Source organism: Neobacillus sp. PVCKKU3, assembly GCF_058323225.1.
In genome coordinates, this window is sequence record NZ_JBLVQN010000026.1 from 16,980 (window position 1) to 34,032 (window position 17,053).

Genomic DNA, 17,053 nt, shown 5'->3' on the forward strand with positions numbered 1-17,053 from the left:
ATCACATTGAGTGCTAACAACTATTTAAATATCATAAAATCCAGTTATCGTCAATAAAAAAAACGGACGGTCTTTTCTCCGTCCGCTTCCATTCACTGTATTGGCAGTAATATCTCCATCGTAGTTCCATTTTCATCACTTGCGATATTTATTGTGCCCTTGTGATTTTCAATAATTTGCATGCTAATCATCAATCCTAATCCATTTCCATTATCCTTGGTTGTAAAAAATGGCTGGCCGATTCGTTCGAGATGCTCTTTCGGAATCCCGCATCCTTGGTCAATAAACCGAATCTTTATTTGGTTAGAATCTGTACATTGAACCTCTATGATGATTTCTCCCCCCTTAGGCATGGCCTCAACAGAATTTTTGAGGAAATTAATAAACATTTGCTTAAGCTGGTTTTCATCGCAATAAACTTCAGGGATTTCAGTCAGATAAAGAATATGAATCCCTATATTTCTCATAATTGCCTGTGTATCAGCAAGCGTTTTAACATGTTCCAAAATGGTCGGCAAATCACGTTTCTCAAATTTCATAGACTGCGGTTTCGCTAGCAGCAATAATTCACTGAGAATCAGTTCAATGCGGTTCACTTCAGAATTGATAATATCCAAATATCCAGAATTAAATTCACGGCCTGTATCCATTAGTTTAATAAAGCCTTTTATAGCGGTTAATGGATTTCTTATTTCATGGGCGATTCCAGCGGCAAGCTGCCCTGCTACTGTTAACTTTTCAGACTGGAGAAGCAATTTTTGCGTTCTTTTCTTCTCCATGATGTCCCGAATGATAATATGACGTGCAGGTTCGTTTTGATAAATGGCCGGAATGGCTTTTACTTCGACTTCAATAATCGTTCCATCTAAACGGATCAGCTTTTCCACGATAAAATCAACAGCCGTGCCGTTTTCAACCTTCTTTGCCCGTTGTTTCACGATATCTGAGTAAGGGCTGTCCAAAAAATCGTGTATGCTTTTTCCAATCACTCCATTTTTATCCTTCGCACCAATTAAGTCCACGGCCGTATCGTTGGCAAATAGGATTTGCTCATCTTTAACAATCGCAACGGCATCAGGTGAATGCTCTACAATATCCCGATAGGTATTCTCCCGCTGCTGAATATCTTCCATAAGCTTTTTCCGCTTTTGTTTGAGTTCCGTAATATCCTTGGCTACTGCATAAATCCCCACAATTTCACCATCGATGACAATCGGATAATTTGTCATATTTAAATCAATTAATTTCCCGCTTTTATGAACGATTTGACAATCGAAATTCTGCAATTTGCCATCAATTGCCTTGTAAAAAAATGAAATGGCTCGATCCAGGTGCTCCAATTTCATTACTTTCATATACGTTAATTTTGAAAATTCATCCGAATTATATCCAAAAGTGTGCGCACAAGCAGGGTTTAATGGAATGAAATAACCATCTAAATCCATCGCATAAATAGCATCAGAATCGCATGCGAACAAAGACTGATAGCTATTCAGGCTGCCATTTAAATGCTTTTCTAACAAGATCCGCTTTTCCTTTTTAATATCAGTTATAGAACTTTGCATCACGATCAAAAGTTCCTTTCATTATTTATAAAAAAGCCAAATTAGAAATAGTCAAATGATCCTACTTCCAATTTGGCTTGTCAAAGGTCTAGGTGTACTAGTTCATTTTAACTATTTCATATGATAATAGTCCATTAATCTTATTATAATATTAATCTTAATAATTTTGATTTTCAATCCTAATATTGCAATTTAAAACATTGGTAGATTGGGAAAACTTTGTTTTTTCACAAAATATTCCTACATATTCTTTTTTCTTCGCTCATAAAATGGACAAGAAAGGCATGTCCAGGGAGGTAAAACAGTGAATGGTATGAAGAGTATTTTTAGAGATTATTTCTTTTAAATAATGAAAAAAACAGTATTAATTTACCTATGCTTGCTTTTTGGTGCAACCTTGCAAGGATTGTCAATGTCCATGTTTTTATTTCCCCATTCCATCCCTTCCGGCGGTGCGGCAGGACTGGCCATCTTAATGAATTATTGGTTTGGTTTATCGCTTGGCTTCTCCCTATGGCTAGCCAATATTGTCTTCTTACTTTTTGCGCTAAAATATTTTGGCTATACATGGACATTTCGAACCATTCTATCAGTCGCTACTACCTCCACAGTTGTTAGCGTGATTACAACCCAAATACCACATCATCACGTTCATATGGTGTTTGATATGGTTTGCGGCAGCATCTTTTTTGGCATCGGCGTTGGCCTTTTGATTCGTGCTGGGGCATCAAGCGGCGGGATGGTCATTCCTGCGCTAATGATTGCCACCTATAAAAATTGGAGTCCAGGAAAAGTGATGATGGGCATCAATATGATGATATTTTTATTAACCGGGTTGGTGATTGATTATAAAATTGTCGTGTACGCCATTGTTTGTCAATTCTTTTCAACCAATATTATTGATTTCATTTATGAATTAAGATTTAATCGATTACTTTTCCTTTCTGCCAATTGGCGAAGACGATAAAGAGACTGCCCCAATGTTAAGGGGACAGCCTCTTTTTCACCAAAGTTCTGCAAGTTCCTGAAATTTAGGAGTAATGATATAGCGCGCTTCATCTTTTCCAAATACATTCACAATATGGTACGTAAAAAAGACCAAGCACTGTTTAATATAATCTACCTCTGTTTTAATTAAAACAGGGGTCGTATTATGGAGCATTGTTGCCATTTCATCAAGAGTATCCCCATCCCGGTAGAGGATACTCCAATGGTACTTTTGCTGCTGTATGCTAATTTCTGCGGAGGCTAAAGCGGTAAAATGGGTTTGAAACTCTTGAAGGATCATTTGAATCCGAAATAGGAGCGGATTCACTTCCTGTTTGGACTTTTCTCTGACCACAGATAGAATTTGCTGGCAGGTTTGAATGATTTCTTCTTTATTCCTCACAAACATATCCTCACAGCCCATCGCCAATACTTATTTTCTCAATTCTACATGCCCCGTTCTTAAAATGGGGCTGCTTGGAAATAAGGTCCCAGGTTTCAAGCGTCAACGTATTCGCTGCTTGGTTATCCGTTAAAGTTCCATAGTGGAAGGGGATAAATATAGCCCCTTGTCTGACCGAATCCGTTATTCTCGCGGGAACTTGAATTGAGCCCCTTTTTGTCGTTACCCTTACTAAATCCCCCATTTGGATCTCAAGATTCAACGCGTCTTCAGGATGAATTTCCACATAGCCTTCAGGGGCCGCCAAATGAAGCATTGGTGCCCTCCCAGTTTTCGTCCGCGTATGCCATTGGTAAACCAATCTTCCCGTATTAAGTTCATAAGGGTATTCCTCTGATGGTAATTCTAATGGCGGTGCCCAATCAAATCCATAAAGAATCGCTTTTCCCATTGTCTGCAATGCTTCAAATTCCTCTCGCGTTCTGGCCCTGCCGGTAAGTAATTCCCTGCCATACGATTCCGCCTCATCAACAAAGGTGTGAAACCTGCCATCAGTGTATAAACGTTCTCGGCCATTCGGGTATTTGTCGTTACACGGCCATTGAATTCCTCCTAGTTGTTCCATTTTTTCATACGTCATCCCCGACATATCACATGGCCTTCCTTTTGATACCCGCCTCCATTCATTAAACGCCTCTTCAGGTGTTTTATAGGTGATCAACGGGCTGCCTGCACGGTCCTTAAAGCCCATTCGCCTGGAAAATTCCAGTAATATTTCAAAGTCAGATGGAAGGTTGTAAGGAGGGGCAACCGCTTTCCTTAGTACATTGACCCTTCTTTCCAAATTTGTCATGGTCCCCTCTTTTTCACCCCATAGGGCTGTTGGGAGAACAAGGTCAGCAAGTTCGGCAGTTTCACTTAAAAAAGGATCTTGAACAACAAGAAAAACCTTTTTCATGATATTGACCATTTTGTTTCGATTTGGCAGCGAAACTGCGGGATTCGTAAAAATCACCCAAAACAGCTCGATTTCACCTTGTTCAATTAACTGCATCATCTCAGTAATATACGTTTGCGGGCCGACTGGAAGTGTTGCCGGGTCGACATTCCATAGCTTGGCAATTTCATTAATATGCTTAGGGTTGTCATTGTTTCGATAACCGGGATAAAATCCTGCTCCGCCCACTTCGCGATTTGACATCGCACTCGGTTGACCGGCGTGCTGAAACGGACCAGAACCCGGCTTACCGATTTTCCCCATTATGAGGTGCATGGAATTGACAAGCGTTGCGGCGGCCGTAGCGTCCATACTTTGATAGACACCCTGCAACAGGACAGTCAGGGTAGTTTTTGATGTCCCAATCCATTCTGCACATTGAATCAGCTCTTGTTTAGGAATGTTGGTAATTTGTTCAACTATTTCAGGTGGGTATCTGGCGGCGGTTTCCTTAAGTTTCACAAATCCCACTGTGTGATCTTGGATAAATTGATGGTCAATCCAGTTATTTACAATCAGCAAATGGATGATTCCATTCAAAACTGCAACATTTGTTCCACTCCGTGGCTGAAGAGATAAATCTGCCATTTTATCGCTTAAATCATTCCTTGTATCAATCTCAATAATTTTCGTGCCATTCCTTTTTCTCGCCTCAAGGACCCGTTCCCAAAAGACGGTATTAGTTTCATTAGAGTTACGGCCTAAAAAGACAATCACGTCGGTCAATTCAACATCCTCTTGGCAGGCCGGCGGCCCATCGGAACCGAAGCTTTCGATTAGGGACCATTCGGCAGTTGCCGTACATAGTCGTGTGTTGGCATCAACATGGTGCATCCCTAGTCCGGCCCGGGTTATTTTCGCGATGGTATAGTATTCTTCAAGGTAGGCTTGACCCGTATGATAGATGCCGAGGCCGCCCGGACCCTTCCGACCGAGGATATCTTTTGTTTTGTCTACTAATAAGGCGTAAGCGTCCTCCCATGTAGCGGTCAACAATTTGCCATGATGTCGAATTAACGGCGCCGCCAGACGGTCCACACTATTATTCGCCCACCATTGGTTCTCACCTTTTGGTCCGAGCCGGCCCTTATTTATTGGATAGTGCTCATTTCCCATAATGCCGACAATCTTGTCATTGTTAACGGCAATAAAACAGCCGCAGCCATTAGAGCATATATTACAGGTCGAGTAGACAAGCCGATCGATTTTTCCTTGGGAATAAATATTCATATCCACTCTCGAGGAATCCCAGCCCATCCTGATCACATCCCTATTATTTGGATTTTAAAATTTCAGTCTGCTGCTGAATGGAAGGATATTTAGGAAATCTGCTAACATTTCGATAAGGAAGAAAGGGGGGAATGACTGGAGTCTCGGTTGAATAGATAGGGAGGTATTGTTTTGGAATGCCCGTTTCTTTGCGATATGGCGGCACTAACAATTGTTTTGAAGAAAGGTCGAGAAAATTTTCCATACAATCACTTCTTTCTTGACTATTTCTACAGATTGCTTAATAATATTCGTCTGATACTTTGTTTATTACTTGCTATGCAGATCCTTTTAACTTTTTAAATATCTAGATACCCATTTAAATACCCGCTTGCTTATCCCCATCCATATCAGACTGTAGAACATGGAGAATAAGAAGATGATAAGAGCAATATATAAATTAAATATAGATGAAACTGCTGGCCCTAAAACCGGAAAACGGAGAACGTAAAGCAAAAACATGATACCAATTGAAAGACCAAATCCGCCGGCCAAAGTGATAGAAATCCAACTTTTCCACAGCTTGAATGCAATTCCCAAGGAAAGTCCTAATAATCCTGTTGTAAAAGGAAAGACAAACAACTCGCTAGGCTGGATAATAGCCAATAGGAAAACGGTAATAACATAAGCCATGAACCCAATCCTTATAGACAACCTGGAAGCAAGAACAATGGGCAGTGTTGTTAACATACTAAAGGCATAGCCAATTCCTGTAAAAAATCCGGCGGCCTGCAGGATGGCTGCGATTCCGGCAAGGAGAGATCCTAGTACTAATTTCGTTGTATTGGAGTAATTTTGAGTTAGAATTGATTGGGGATTTTGTCCTGAAATATTATTTGTTCTTTTTTTCACGGTAGCCCCCCAAATAAGGGAAAGGAAGACCTGTTAAAGGATCTTCCTTTCCTTTAAATAATTTAATATTTCTTTTACCGATTCCTCAATCGACATTCGACCTGTTTCAATAATGATTTCCGGATTATCAGGAAATTCGTATGGGGAGGAGATTCCGGTAAATTCGGGGATTTCTCCAATTCTCGCCTTCCTGTACAAACCTTTAGGGTCCCGGTCTTCACAGATTTGAATCGGGCAATTCAAAAAAATTTCAATAAACTCCCCGTTTTCAAACATATTACGAACCTGCGCCCGGTCCTCGAGAAAAGGGGAAATAAAGGCAGAAGAAACGATTTGACCACTGTCCACGAATAGTTTTGCCACTTCCCCAATTCGCCGGATATTCTCTTTCCTGTCACTAACACCAAAACTTAAATCTTTATTCAAACCATGACGAATATTATCCCCATCCAATACATAACTTCTAAAGCCTTCTTTAAAAAGTGCCTGGTCTACAGCATTTGCCAGCGTAGATTTTCCTGAACCTGATAAGCCAGTAAACCAAAGTACGCAGCTTTTATGTCCATTCTTCTGATGCCGGTCTGTTTTTGTGATCGTTGATTGATGCCAGGTAAGATGATTACTTTTCCCCATTTCCTACACCTTCTAGTTTGTAGACTTCCCTCATCCCCTCGATAAGGATTTCAACGACTTCTGGGCGGCTGAATTCCTTTGGAGGCTGCTCGCCATTTTTGAGCATCCCCCTGACTTTAGTACCAGATAAGATGACATGATATTGCCTGTCATGCGGGCAGGTTTTTGCAGAAGCCATGTTCTCGCATTTTTTACAATAAAAGCTATGTTCAAAAAACAGCGGCTTGATGCCAAGCTCCTCTTCGGAAAAATGGGAAAATATTTTTTGGGCATCATAAGTGCCATAGTAGTTTCCTACCCCAGCATGGTCTCTTCCGACAATAAAATGGGTGCAGCCAAAATTTTTCCGGACAAGGGCATGAAAAATCGCTTCCCGCGGTCCGGCGTAACGCATCGCTGCCGGGAAAACGGACAGAAACACCCGGTTTTTTGGATAATAATTTTCAAGTAAGGCCTGATAGCTTTTCATTCTGATTTCGCCCGGGATATCATCTGCTTTTGTCTCGCCGACAAGTGGATTAAGGAACAGCCCGTCAACTGTTTCCAGTGCCGACTTTTGAATGTATTCATGAGCCCGGTGTACCGGATTACGCGTTTGGAACCCAACAACTGTTTTCCAGCCTAATTGCTGGAACATTTCCCTTGTTTGTAAAGGGTCTAAATAAAAATCCTCAAACTGGCCTTTTTCTGGTCTTTTTATGAGTGTGATCGGTCCCGCCAGATAAACAGCAGGACGTTCAAAAAGTTTTTTTACACCTGGATGAGCTAGTTCCGTTGTCTTGAATACCTTTTCAGCCTCTATCCGTTTATCTGGTGAAAACTTTTCGGTTACCTTCATGACACCATAAACCTTGTCATTATGAATGAGGTTAATGGTCTCACCGATTGTTAATTCGGCCGCTTTGGTTTGGTAGACTGCCAGAGTAATCGGCAGTGACCACGGCAGCCCCGAAACAAGCCTCATTTTGTGTACAACCGACTCATAGTCGGCTTTTCCCATGAAGCCTTCAATTGGACTGTAAGCACCGTTTGCGATTAACTCCAAATCGCTTAATTCCAATTTATCGAGTTCAACATAATTGAGAGAATAGTCCACTACATAATTTAGATTGATTCGATTGACTAATTTCCCGCCGTGGGGAATACTCTTATTCAACGGTTTTACCTCCCCAAATTTCTTTATCTCTACGTTAAATGGAGTCCGCACTCCGTTTTTGATTGTCCTGCCCAGCGCCCCGCCCTCTGGTCACCAGAATCAGTAACCGGCTGGGTACACGGTGCGCAGCCGATACTTGGATAACCGTTATCATGTAATGGGTTATAAGGCAATTTGTTTAAGTCGATGTAAGTCAATATATCATCCCAAGTCCAATGAATAAGCGGACAAATCTTGATATTATGGAACCTTTCATCTTTATTGATGTACTGAGTTTGGCTCCTTATCGCCGATTGTTCCCTTCTGAGCCCTGATATCCAGGCCTTTACGCCCTGCAGCGCCTCCTTTAAAGGGGCAACTTTTCTCATCTGGCAGCACAAATTTGGATTATGACGCCAAAGCTCTTCACCGTGCTCCTTTGCCTGTTCCAATAAAGACAGCTTCGGTTCGATCATTGTGATGTTTAATGAAGGGTAGCGGTCTTTCACCTGATTTATTAATTCGTACGTTTCCGAAAAATGCAGGCCAGTATCAAGGAAGATGATTTTTGCCTGTTTATTAACTTTATGAATTAAATCAATTAACACCATTCCTTCTGCTCCAAAGCTACAGGCGTAAACAATTTCCTCGTCATCATATTCCTGATATGCCCACTTTAAAATATCGAAGTAATCCCTGCTTTGCTCGCTAATTTCTGCTATTTTTTGTTCGTCCCAATTTTCATACGTAAGTATCGAAGCCATTCCCACCCCTCCAAATTGATTCTGAATCCATCGTTAACGTTACAAAGGAGTTATTTTCCAATACTACTTTGTTCATCTCATCAATATGACCATGCTTTGAAAAGGAAATCATAGCTCGAATCCAACAGCCATGGCCAAATACTAACATGTTTTTATATTCCTGATATTTCTCCAAGAACATGGAAATGCGTTTTTCGAGGTGATGGATACTTTCACCTAACACCAGCTTGCTTGGGTTCTCTAACCAGGCATCTCCAAATGCTTTAACTAGCGTTGCCTTTGGCTGGCCTTCAAATGGGCCAAAATCTAATTCATCCAATAAGCATTCGATTTCAGGTTGAAACCCATAACATTGTGCTGTTTGTTGTGTTCTTTTTAAACTGCTGGCCAAAACAACTTCAAAAGGGGCAAGCCTGTTCAACATGTTTTTGTTTTCAGCAATGCCCTTTTGAAATCCCTCGGTTAACGGAGAAATTCCGATATCCCTTCTGCCTTGAAGCATGTTATTGTTATTCCATTCGGTTGGCAAATGCCGGATTAAGGTAATTTGCATCCTGCGCCTCCAAATAAAATGTTTCACTTCTTAGGCCGCAGCGCTGTGCTTCCAACATTAGAACATCCGAAAGCTTCACATTGCCCAAATTTACATTTGGCCCAAGTTCCCTAATAAAATACATCTGATGCTTTGCTGATGGCGCCTCGAAAATAATCTTATTCGGATCCAAATCTCTGACTAATTCCTGAATCAGGTCAGACTTAACCGTACCGCATTTTTCATAAATTCCGGAAGTCCCGGAATCACGCCCTTCTGTAATAACGTATTGACAGCCAGCCTCAAGCAATTGCTTGATTTCTGCTCTCCATTCTGAAATGGGCATCTCTTTCTCGGTATCCTTTGAGCCTACCTCGGCAATTACGTTAAATTTATTTTTTAGCAAATAAATCAATTCCAGCCTCTCGTCAAGGGGAATATCCAAGGTCCCATTTGAAACTTCAACCCATTCAATCCCAAGTTCACATAAATAAGAGAGGTATTCCGGGATTTTGTTTTGGTAATAACATTTTTCAAATAATGTGCCGCCACAATAAGGCTTGATGCCGTATTCCTTATACAGGTCCACCTTCTTCTTTAAATTGGGTGTGACATACGCAGAACCAATTCCAATTTTTGCAATGTCAATGATATGGCTGTAATCGGCCAATATATTCCTTAATTCTCCCATTGGAGTTCCGAAATCGGCGACAGAGGTTAACCCATATGTTCTACTGCCGGAAGTCCGTTCAGGAAGTGTTAAAAAATCCATAGGCATTACGCCTCCTCTTTTTTTCTAGGATAGATTATTCAAAAATTAGGTGAATGTGTAGATATTGGGCCTATTCCTCAGAAATTAGGCATTCGCCTTGTATAAACTTATGTCCCCAGTCAAACAATAAAAGAGCTTATTTAAACGATAGGGGTGCACTCCATTGCCAAAACAAAAACACAAAGGCATGACGATTTTTGCAATTGGTTCAATCCCGATGATTTTAGTCCTAGGAAACTCCATGTTAATCCCAATCCTCCCGAAAATGAAATCGGAGCTAGATATTTCTCAATTTCAGGTAAGTTTGGTTATTTCGGTGTTTTCGATTGCAGCAGCAATCTCCATTCCTGTCTTAGGGTATTTTTCTGATCGCTTTTCAAGGAAAGCGGTCATCATCCCTGCCCTAATTTTATACGGAATCGGAGGGCTTTTAGCAGGTGCTGCGGCAGCGTGGTTTGGCGGCTCTTATACATGGATCCTTACCGGCAGAATCATGCAGGGAATTGGTGCAGCGGGAACAGCACCGATTGCCATGGCGTTAACAGGAGATTTATTTAAAGGCGGAGAACAAAGTAAGGTATTAGGGTTAGTAGAAGCATCAAACGGTTTTGGCAAAGTGATAAGTCCAATCATCGGCTCGTTATTGGCCATTATTTTCTGGTACGCCGCCTTCTTTGCTTTTCCGATTTTCTGTTTCTTATCCGTGTTATTAACCATCTTTTTTATCAAGGAAAAGAAAACAAAAAAAGAGCCTCCGCCAGTTGGAAAATATGTAAAAGGCCTTGTTTCTGTATTTAAAACTGAAGGACGCTGGCTTTTTGCCGCTTACTTGACAGGAGCGGTATGCTTATTTACTTTGTTCGGCATTTTATTTTACATTTCAGATATTCTTGAAAAGGACTATCAAATTGATGGAATATTAAAGGGGGCCATCTTGGCCATCCCACTTTTATTTATGACCACAACCTCTTACATTACTGGTAGTAAAATCGGCAAGAGAATGAAGTTGATGAAAGCACTGATTATTATTGGACTTCTCTTAATGACTGGCTCATTTGCATCGTTAATTTTCTTTAAAAAGCTGGTTCCATTTTTTTCTGTACTTGTTATAAGCAGTATCGGAACAGGACTTGTGCTGCCGTGCATTAACAGCTTTATTACCGGCTCAGTTCCGGCAGACAGGAGAGGATTCGTCACCTCCTTGTATGGCTCCGTCCGTTTCTTAGGCGTCGCCATTGGGCCGCCTATCTTTAGTAAATTAATGGATTGGTCTCGGTCCGGAATGTTTTTAACGACGGCCGGTTTAACCCTCATTTGCGCTTTGCTATGTATGGTTCTGATTCATGTAGCGAAAAAAGAGTCTTCGAAGGAAAAGGAAAAGGAAAATGAAACGCTATTTGAAAAATTGCAGTTTACGTAAGGGAGCTGAAAACAGTGCAAATATATTTTTCACCTGAAGTCATTACTCCTCATTTTCAGGTCCTAAATGTTGTCGATTCCACCAATAAAGCAGTCGGCAATGTTGCCTTCTTATTTGATGAGAAAAAACTATTCGTATATGGAATTTTGGAAGAGGAGGGAGTCGGACTCGACTTTAAGGATCTTGTTACCCCTTATATCAAAGGGATGACAAAAGCGAAACCAGGGCATGATATTTTCTCTTGTTTATATGTTGGCTGTAAAAAAATCAAATTAAATGAAGAAGAGGAAAAATAAAAATTTGCAAAGAGGGCGATTGTCCTCTTTTTTATTTTGAATAAATGGGCTGACAAGGCATTTGACTACTTCATATTTTATTGATGAAATGCAGTTTAGAGATATTGGAGTGTTTGCCTATGAGTGTCGGCATCATTATCATGGGGCTTTTCATTGGCTTTATGGTCGGATTAACTGGGGTTGGCGGAGCTGCTCTTTTAACACCAATCCTCATTTTATTAGGAATCAGTCCTTCTATAGCGGTTGGTACAGACTTATTTTATAACTCGATTACAAAGCTATTTGGTTCCATCCAGCATTGGCGGCAGAAAACCATCAATCTTAAACTTGTTAAGTATCTTGCCATCGGCAGCATCCCCAGCGCCCTTTTAGCGGTTGGACTGCTTCATTTATTTGATTCCTTTTTCCATAACCAGGAGCAGATTATCAAGCATGCCCTTGGATATGTACTTATTTTGGTTGCAGCGGCCACCCTATTTAAAACCTTTATGAAAAAGAAAATTGAGTGGAATCCTATGCAGTTGAAGCCCCTGGAGGAAAAAAAGGCACTAACTATAACAATTGGAGCGGTATTAGGCTTTATAGTCGGATTAACTTCAATTGGTTCCGGATCATTATTTGCCATAGCGATGCTTTACTTGTATCGGATGGGTTCGTCGGAACTGGTTGGAACAGATATAGCCCATGCATTTTTGTTAGTTACCGCGGCTGGTTTTATGCACGCTGGAATCGGCAATGTCGATTATTTATTAACACTGAATCTGTTATTAGGCTCCATCCCTGGAGTTCTAATTGGAAGTACATTATCATCAAAGTTTCCTGCAAAGCCACTAAGAACGATCATGGCATTAATGATTTTATTCAGTGGGATCAAATTAATCTAGCAACAAGTTATATCCCATAAAGAAACACGGCGTTTATACCGTGTTTCTTTCCCCATTCAAGACGTATTAGCTGGTTTAGTTTCCTTCCTTTTAAGAACCGTTCTTTTCAAAAAAAGAAATAAAATAACAATGGATCCTTCTAAAAAGATTCCAAGTGAATTCCACGCATAAAACGAAAAATGGATATGTTCCATGCTGTTTTTAAACAATAGAATCGATAAATACCCGAGTGTAAACGCAATCGGGACAAGAAATTTATTTGTATTGGATTTATAGAAATAACTAAAACAAAAATTAATCACATACATTAGAAATGCTACTTTGCAGAAGAAAACCGGAATCCAAACTGACACAATGACTAAATCCAGCCGGTCAAGAAAATCAGTTAAGTTGATTTGCTGAACAAGTATATAGGTTGGATAGGCTGCCTCCCTGACTATTTTTGTTCCTAAAACCGAGATGTTTAAAATAAGAAGGATCAGAAACAGAAACACACCCAAAGCTGTACCAGTGATAACTGCTTTTCGGGCTGCCTTTAGCGGGTTAACATTTGCAATGATCAGGATGAAAAAAAACAGCTCTCCTATCCAGGAGAAGGATATAAAAACAGATTTCGTTAATGCTTTAAACGAGTGCAGGCCAGGGAGCGGCTGCAGATTTCCGGCATCCAGTTCGTTGAGCAAAAGAAATGGCAGGAAAAGGGACACAATGATGAAAATAAAAAAATGGATGGCATTAATTCTTGCAATGACCTCTATTCCAGCCATGCTGATATAAATGATGACCAAGGTCGATAAAACCATTAACATATTAATAGGGGTGTTTGGCAAAAGTACGGATGCTACAAAATCAACAAGCGCCCGTAAATCACGTACAAAAACCAATAAAGCTAAAAAGAAAAATAAGATGATGATCCCTTTTTCCAAAAGGCTCCCTTTCTTCCCGATGGCAAAGAGATGTTCAAATCGTTCCGCCTTCCCTTTCTTTCCAAAAATCAGATAAATGATCAATAGAAAAAATGGAAATGAAACAATCGGGACAAGCCAAGCGTTCTGCCGTCCCGTATGAACGATGATTTGCGGCAGGCTGATTACGGCTGCACTCATAATAAAGTTTGCGATTAAAAAGATTAACTGAAGATTGGAGATTTTTTCCCTCATATGTTCACAACCATTCTTGACAGCCTGCCAAAGGAATCATTTAAAAATGAGGTAACACTATTTAAAGAAAGATGCAGACCCGTCAAAACAGTGCATCCGACTGTTAAAATAATGAACAGGAACGCCCATTTACGCTCTTTTTTATCAATAATTTTCGCCTTGAAAATAATCACAACATAAATGGCCAGAGATAACCAAACAATCGCTATATCCATATGTTAGTTCCTTTCCTCATTTCCGGTATTCGTTGTTCTTTGAATATCGGCATCCACCTTAACCGTTACCTTTAAAGAGGGGAGCATCGATTTCCAATTCTGCTTCCACTCATGCTCCCATTTTTGATGATGACGTTTAAATAAAAACCATCCGAATCCATAAATATCTATCCCTTGTGTATGAGCATGGTTCAGTATAGAATGGATATCATTCTTTATTTCCTTTTCCATATTATCAATAATTTTGTTATAGGTTGCTGGGTCTTCGATTCGTAAATTTGGTTCATTATCCAGCAGATTCCCTGTTACCCTGACTGAAATGGCAAATTCAGGGTTTCCGTTCACTATTTTTAAGTTTGGGTTCACACTATTTTCGTTAATATGAACCGTCAATTCCTTATTTTTCGAAACAGAAAAAGAGTAGCTTTTCTTTTTCATCCGTTCGAGCAGCCATAGGATTCCCTGCGATTCCCTTTTACTTGTAAAAAAGGAAAGCTTGTCAGCGTTAAACACAGCAAAACTGTCCATTAAAATTTCTTTCCCATCGCTTTCCTTTTTTAATGTCCCAGTTGGTTCCACCATTGGAATGATCAGTGACTTCCCTTGCCGGTCTAAATTTTGCAGGACATCCATAACAGTCAAGTTCGCACCTGCTTTGGCCATTTCCCGTATCGCTTCAGCAGACGATTGTTCCATTCGTGGCTGGGCTTTTAACATTTTAACGGCCTCTCCTTTAGAAACAGTTAGAAAGGTTGATAATCTTGACTGAGGCTGGATAAAAACAGAATTAAGAATTTCCCTTATTCCTTCTTTCGCCTGATCCTCTCCAATTATCAAGACCCTGCGGTGAGCAAAATAAAGCTTTCTTGATAACCTTGCCTGAATGTCCTCAACACCTTCCCTGATGTTTCGCCCGGTCCCGGTTGCGACAAGAAAAGGCCCCTCACCGCTTGTCCCGCCGCCTCCCCCGCTCGAACCTGTTCCGCCTAAAGAGCTTGGCAAAGGTACCTGCACAGTAAAACGGTATTTCTGCTTCGGACCCTTATCAACTCCCGTTGCCACAACAAATGCCAGATCGTTTATTTCCGTCCGATCCCAACAGCCAGTTAATGGTATGAGAAGGAACAACGTCATTATTAAAATGCTGGCCTTCTTCATGATGGACTCCCTTCTTCACCGGCTTTGGGAGGACTAGGCATTAAATGATCAGCTTGTCTGACTACATCCTCTTTTACCAACTGATTCGGTCTCTCGTTCATTGCCCACCATGGTACCCTGATTAAGGTGTCCTTTAAAGCTTTGAAGGACATTGGGGCGATAGGCCAAAAATATGGAATCCCAAATGATCGCAGTTTGCATAAATGTGTCAAAATAATTAAGAATCCCAATATCACACCAAACAGCCCAAACATACCGCCGAGAATCATCAGCGGAAAGCGGAGCATCCGTACAGAAATGGACATATTGTACCTTGGAATTGTGAATGATGCGATACCGGTAAGCGCAATCATAATAACCGTTGGTGCGGAAACTATACCGGCTTCTACCGCCGCCTGCCCAATAACCAGAGCACCAAGAATTCCTACTGCCTGTCCGACAATTTGCGGAAGTCGAATTCCCGCTTCCCGCAATGCTTCAAACGCCAATTCCATAATCAGTGCTTCTACAAACATGGGAAACGGTATGGCTTCCCGGCTTGCGGCAATTGATAAAAGCAGCGAAGTAGGAATCATCTCCTGATGATAGGTGGTTACAGCGACATATATACCCGGTAAGGTGATGGCAATAAACACGAAGGAAATTCTGAGCAGCCTTAAAAAAATAAAAATATGAAACCGATCGTAATAATCTTCACTTGACTGAAAAAACTGCCAAAAGGTTGCCGGCAAAATTAATACAAAAGGTGTCCCATCAACGATGATGGCAATTCTGCCCTCGAGGAGGTTGGCGGCCACTGTATCAGGTCTCTCGGTGTTTTGGATTTGGGGAAACATGCTCCAAGCACTGTCCTCAATGAATTCTTCAATATAGCCACTTTCTAATATCCCATCAATTTTTATTCGATCAAGCCTTGAGAGGACTTCTTCTACCAATTCCGGTGGAGCCAAGCCTTCCACATATAAAATGGCTAAGTTCGTTTGTGTTTCTTCTCCAATGTCTTTTGAAAGAATTTTTAATCGATTGGAGCGGATTTTATGGCGGACCAAAGCCGTGTTTACCCTTAATATTTCGGTAAACCCTTCACGTGGTCCACGGACGGCGGATTCTGTAGTGGGCTCTGAAACCCCTCTTCGTTCTCCCCCTTTAGCATCGAAAATAATCGCTTTCGTCAGACCATCAACCAATAGTACGGTATTGGCTTTCAATACGTTTTTGACCACATCATCCAATTTGATTGTTTCTGATACAGAACTGATGGATATAACTCTTTCTGTCAAAGACTCTGCTGTAATCCGGTTTACTTCATGTTCTTCGATTAGTTGTTTTAACCCATGTAGTTCAATTGATTTTGTATCTACAAAGCCATCTACAAATAGCAAACAGGCATGGACGTTGCCAGCAATCAACGGTCGGAAGACAACATCAGTACAATCCTGAAACAGTTCTTTTAAGATCTCAATGTTGACCTGTAAGTCAGCCTGAATCTCCTTATGAGTCTCATCACTTGATAGTGATTTTTCTTTAGAGGATTTCAATTTTTTTAATTTCTTCATTGGAGTCCTCCGTGTCGATAATTTTGGCCGTGGATATTTCAAAACCATTTTTAATATTACCCAGTAGTTGAAAATTATCCCTTTTGGTATTTTTAAAAACTTGTCCTTGTATACGGATTGCCTTCATATAATGAGATGACTAACTGTTTTCAGGGGGTTACATATGTTTATTTTTATTGAAAAAGCAGTTTTGGCCATGGCTATGCTGAGGGTCTTGTCTGGCAGTATCGAAATCTTTGCTGCTGTGCTGATGATAAAATTTAATTCAATTGAAAAAGCACTTATCGTTAATAGTTCCCTTGCACTGGTCGGGCCAGTGATCCTCATATTGACAACCACCATCGGCGTTCTTGGAATGGCAGGGGGAGAATTATCGATTGTAAAAATATTGTGGATCTTTTTTGGGGTAAGCTGTATTTTAATTGGGGTGAAATGGTGACTAAAAAGGGAGATTA

General features: G+C 40.6%; 18 protein-coding genes. 5 read left to right on the forward strand and 13 right to left on the reverse strand.

Translation table 11 applies throughout. From position 1 onward, the window contains the following. Nucleotides 1-92: 92 nt before the first annotated feature. The gene (locus ACNQGS_RS17530; protein WP_491488439.1) at nucleotides 93-1,565 is read right to left on the reverse strand and encodes a PAS domain S-box protein; all 1,473 of its coding nucleotides are present in this window, start codon (nucleotides 1,563-1,565) and stop codon (nucleotides 93-95) included. 349 nt (nucleotides 1,566-1,914) lie between these two features. Between ACNQGS_RS17530 and ACNQGS_RS17535 the strand changes: the two genes are divergently transcribed. Next, a complete protein-coding gene (locus ACNQGS_RS17535; RefSeq protein WP_491488440.1) occupies nucleotides 1,915-2,532 on the forward strand; it encodes a YitT family protein in 618 nt (205 codons plus the stop codon). Nucleotides 2,533-2,568: 36 nt separating this feature from the next. Here ACNQGS_RS17535 and ACNQGS_RS17540 read toward each other — a convergent pair whose 3' ends face one another. The 8 genes from ACNQGS_RS17540 to ACNQGS_RS17575 all read right to left on the reverse strand — a co-directional run bounded on the left by ACNQGS_RS17540 (nucleotide 2,569) and on the right by ACNQGS_RS17575 (nucleotide 9,909). Beyond that, the gene (locus tag ACNQGS_RS17540; RefSeq protein WP_491488441.1) at nucleotides 2,569-2,955 is read right to left on the reverse strand and encodes a hypothetical protein; all 387 of its coding nucleotides are present in this window, start codon (nucleotides 2,953-2,955) and stop codon (nucleotides 2,569-2,571) included. Nucleotides 2,956-2,965: 10 nt separating this feature from the next. After that, complete coding sequence (locus ACNQGS_RS17545) at nucleotides 2,966-5,182, reverse strand: molybdopterin oxidoreductase family protein (RefSeq protein ID WP_491488442.1); 2,217 nt, start codon at nucleotides 5,180-5,182, stop codon at nucleotides 2,966-2,968. A 330-nt stretch (nucleotides 5,183-5,512) separates the two neighbouring features. Further along, nucleotides 5,513-6,073: a hypothetical protein gene (locus ACNQGS_RS17550; RefSeq protein ID WP_491488443.1), complete on the reverse strand. Its 561-nt coding sequence runs from the start codon at nucleotides 6,071-6,073 to the stop codon at nucleotides 5,513-5,515. Nucleotides 6,074-6,106: 33 nt separating this feature from the next. Continuing rightward, complete coding sequence (cysC, locus tag ACNQGS_RS17555; protein ID WP_491488444.1) at nucleotides 6,107-6,706, reverse strand: adenylyl-sulfate kinase; 600 nt, start codon at nucleotides 6,704-6,706, stop codon at nucleotides 6,107-6,109. After that, nucleotides 6,693-7,862 (reverse strand): sulfate adenylyltransferase, encoded by a 1,170-nt coding sequence (sat, locus tag ACNQGS_RS17560; RefSeq protein ID WP_491488445.1) that lies wholly within the window; start codon nucleotides 7,860-7,862, stop codon nucleotides 6,693-6,695. The genes cysC and sat overlap by 14 nt, the downstream gene beginning before the upstream one ends. A 29-nt stretch (nucleotides 7,863-7,891) precedes the next feature. Then, nucleotides 7,892-8,605, reverse strand: coding sequence for a phosphoadenylyl-sulfate reductase (locus tag ACNQGS_RS17565; protein WP_491488446.1), 714 nt, complete (start codon nucleotides 8,603-8,605; stop codon nucleotides 7,892-7,894). After that, a complete protein-coding gene (locus ACNQGS_RS17570; protein WP_491488447.1) occupies nucleotides 8,583-9,158 on the reverse strand; it encodes a histidine phosphatase family protein in 576 nt (191 codons plus the stop codon). The genes ACNQGS_RS17565 and ACNQGS_RS17570 overlap by 23 nt, the downstream gene beginning before the upstream one ends. Next, a complete protein-coding gene (locus tag ACNQGS_RS17575; protein ID WP_491488448.1) occupies nucleotides 9,115-9,909 on the reverse strand; it encodes a phosphosulfolactate synthase in 795 nt (264 codons plus the stop codon). Before ACNQGS_RS17575 ends, ACNQGS_RS17570 begins: the two co-directional genes overlap by 44 nt. A gap of 187 nt (nucleotides 9,910-10,096) precedes the next feature. Between ACNQGS_RS17575 and ACNQGS_RS17580 the strand changes: the two genes are divergently transcribed. The 3 genes from ACNQGS_RS17580 to ACNQGS_RS17590 all read left to right on the forward strand — a co-directional run bounded on the left by ACNQGS_RS17580 (nucleotide 10,097) and on the right by ACNQGS_RS17590 (nucleotide 12,509). Then, on the forward strand, nucleotides 10,097-11,329 hold the full coding sequence (locus tag ACNQGS_RS17580; RefSeq protein ID WP_491488498.1) for an MFS transporter: 1,233 nt from the start codon (nucleotides 10,097-10,099) through the stop codon (nucleotides 11,327-11,329). 14 nt (nucleotides 11,330-11,343) lie between these two features. Further along, nucleotides 11,344-11,625 (forward strand): hypothetical protein, encoded by a 282-nt coding sequence (locus ACNQGS_RS17585; RefSeq protein WP_491488449.1) that lies wholly within the window; start codon nucleotides 11,344-11,346, stop codon nucleotides 11,623-11,625. A gap of 119 nt (nucleotides 11,626-11,744) precedes the next feature. Further along, entirely contained in the window at nucleotides 11,745-12,509 is a 765-nt protein-coding gene (locus ACNQGS_RS17590) for a sulfite exporter TauE/SafE family protein (RefSeq protein ID WP_491488450.1), read from the forward strand. A gap of 56 nt (nucleotides 12,510-12,565) precedes the next feature. Here the strand turns inward: ACNQGS_RS17590 and ACNQGS_RS17595 are convergent, their stop codons facing one another. From ACNQGS_RS17595 to ACNQGS_RS17610, 4 genes are read right to left on the reverse strand one after another with little or no spacing between them, the layout of a single operon-like run. Continuing rightward, nucleotides 12,566-13,669, reverse strand: a complete 1,104-nt coding sequence (locus ACNQGS_RS17595) for a GerAB/ArcD/ProY family transporter (protein ID WP_491488451.1) — start codon at nucleotides 13,667-13,669, stop codon at nucleotides 12,566-12,568. After that, nucleotides 13,666-13,884 (reverse strand): hypothetical protein, encoded by a 219-nt coding sequence (locus tag ACNQGS_RS17600; RefSeq protein WP_491488452.1) that lies wholly within the window; start codon nucleotides 13,882-13,884, stop codon nucleotides 13,666-13,668. The genes ACNQGS_RS17595 and ACNQGS_RS17600 overlap by 4 nt, the downstream gene beginning before the upstream one ends. Before the next feature lie 3 nt (nucleotides 13,885-13,887). After that, a complete protein-coding gene (locus ACNQGS_RS17605; protein ID WP_491488453.1) occupies nucleotides 13,888-15,042 on the reverse strand; it encodes a Ger(x)C family spore germination protein in 1,155 nt (384 codons plus the stop codon). Next, nucleotides 15,039-16,598 (reverse strand): spore germination protein, encoded by a 1,560-nt coding sequence (locus ACNQGS_RS17610; RefSeq protein WP_491488454.1) that lies wholly within the window; start codon nucleotides 16,596-16,598, stop codon nucleotides 15,039-15,041. The genes ACNQGS_RS17605 and ACNQGS_RS17610 overlap by 4 nt, the downstream gene beginning before the upstream one ends. Nucleotides 16,599-16,761: 163 nt before the next feature. Here ACNQGS_RS17610 and ACNQGS_RS17615 point away from each other — a divergent pair, with 163 nt between their 5' ends. Beyond that, complete coding sequence (locus ACNQGS_RS17615; protein WP_213140537.1) at nucleotides 16,762-17,037, forward strand: YqhV family protein; 276 nt, start codon at nucleotides 16,762-16,764, stop codon at nucleotides 17,035-17,037. Nucleotides 17,038-17,053 lie beyond the last annotated feature (16 nt).